Raw genomic sequence first — 1431 nt, 5'->3', positions numbered from 1 at the left:
CGCCTAGTACTCCAGCTGTAGATCGTGATCTTGCTGGTCGGGGCCGGTGCGGAGACGGGTGCGGCCACCGTTGATCATCGTGAGTTGTGTGGACTGACGATGAGACGGTGGCCGCAGGTCACAGCATAGATCCCGCGCGTTGGCGGGAGGCGTTCGAGGTGGCCATGGGCCGGATTGCGAGCCGGTTCGCCCGGGCCGAACCACGGCTGCGGGCTGGGCGGTTGGTGCTGGCTCTGCTGTCGGACCTGCCGCGCAAAAACTGCTGGACGATCGCCGAATGGGCCGGGGAAGCCGCCCCGCACGGCATGCAGCACCTGCTGTCCCGGGCGTCCTGGAACGCCGATGCCGTCCGCGATGACGTGCGTGAGTATGTCGTCGAGCACCTCCACGACGAGGCCGCGGTGCTGGTCGTCGACGAGACCGGCGACGTGAAGAAGGGCACCCACACCGTCGGGGTTCAGCGCCAGTACACCGGCACTGCCGGGCGGATCGAGAACTCGCAGGTTGCGGTCTACCTCGTCTACGCCGGCGAGCGCGGGCACGCGGCGGTGGACCGGGAGCTGTACATCCCTCGTTCGTGGACGTGCGATCCGGACCGCTGCCGGGCGGCGGGGCTCGGCGAGGACACCGTCTTCGCGACCAAGCCGGAACTGGCCCGAGTGATGATCGAACGGTTCCTGGACGCCGGACACCGCGTCGGCTGGGTCACCGGGGACGAGGTCTACGGCGGCAACCCGAAACTGCGGACGGCCTTGGAGAAACGCGGCATCGGCTATGTGCTCGCGGTGGCCTGCTCGGCCGAAGTACCCACCGGCGCAGGCACGTTCCGCGCCGATACCCTGGCGCGGAAGGTGCCGAAGCGGGCCTGGCAGAAGCTCTCGGCCGGGCACGGCGCGAAGGGGCAGCGGTTCTACGACTGGGCCGTCATCGACCTCGCCGAAGCGACACCGGGCCGCAACCAGCTGCTGATCCGCCGCAACCGCAGCACCGGTGAACTCGCCTACTACCGCTGCCACTCCACCACGCCGGCATCCCTGGCCACCCTGGTCAAGGTCGCAGGTTCCAGATGGCGGGTGGAGGAGACCTTCCAGAGCGAGAAGGGGCTGGCCGGGCTGGATGAGCACCAGGTCCGCCGCTACCCCTCGTGGGCCCGCTGGGTCACCCTCGCGATGCTGGCCCACGCCTTCCTCGCCGTCGTCCGCGCCGACGAACACGCACACCGACCCACGCCGGACGACCTGATCCCGCTGTCCTGCAACGAGATCTGCCGCCTGTTCATCGCGCTCGTCGTCCGGCCCGTCCGCGATGCGGCCCACCGGCTTGCCTGGTCCGACTGGCGCCGCCGCCACCAGGCACGATCACGCACCAGTCACTACCGGCGACAAGCCGCATCCCAGACATGAAGATCACGATCTACAGCTGGAGTACTAG

At 68.9% G+C, this 1431-nt stretch carries 1 protein-coding gene; it reads left to right on the top strand.

The annotated features are described in order from the left end of the window. The first annotated feature begins 164 nt into the window (after positions 1-164). The gene (locus ACFU53_RS48025; RefSeq protein ID WP_384007007.1) at positions 165-1403 is read left to right on the top strand and encodes an IS701 family transposase; all 1239 of its coding nucleotides are present in this window, start codon (positions 165-167) and stop codon (positions 1401-1403) included. The last annotated feature ends 28 nt before the right edge of the window (positions 1404-1431 follow it).

The sequence above is a fragment of the Streptomyces sp. NPDC057474 genome (assembly GCF_042802555.1).
Taxonomy (GTDB): Bacteria; Actinomycetota; Actinomycetes; order Streptomycetales; family Streptomycetaceae; genus Streptomyces.
Note: the sequence above shows the minus strand (reverse complement) of the source record. Positions and strands in the feature narration are given on the sequence as shown.

Bases quoted from the DNA above. Each gene is read 5' to 3' on its own strand.
- ACFU53_RS48025 (WP_384007007.1), top strand. From the start codon at position 165: ATGGGCCGGATTGCGAGCCGGTTCGCCCGGGCCGAACCACGGCTGCGG.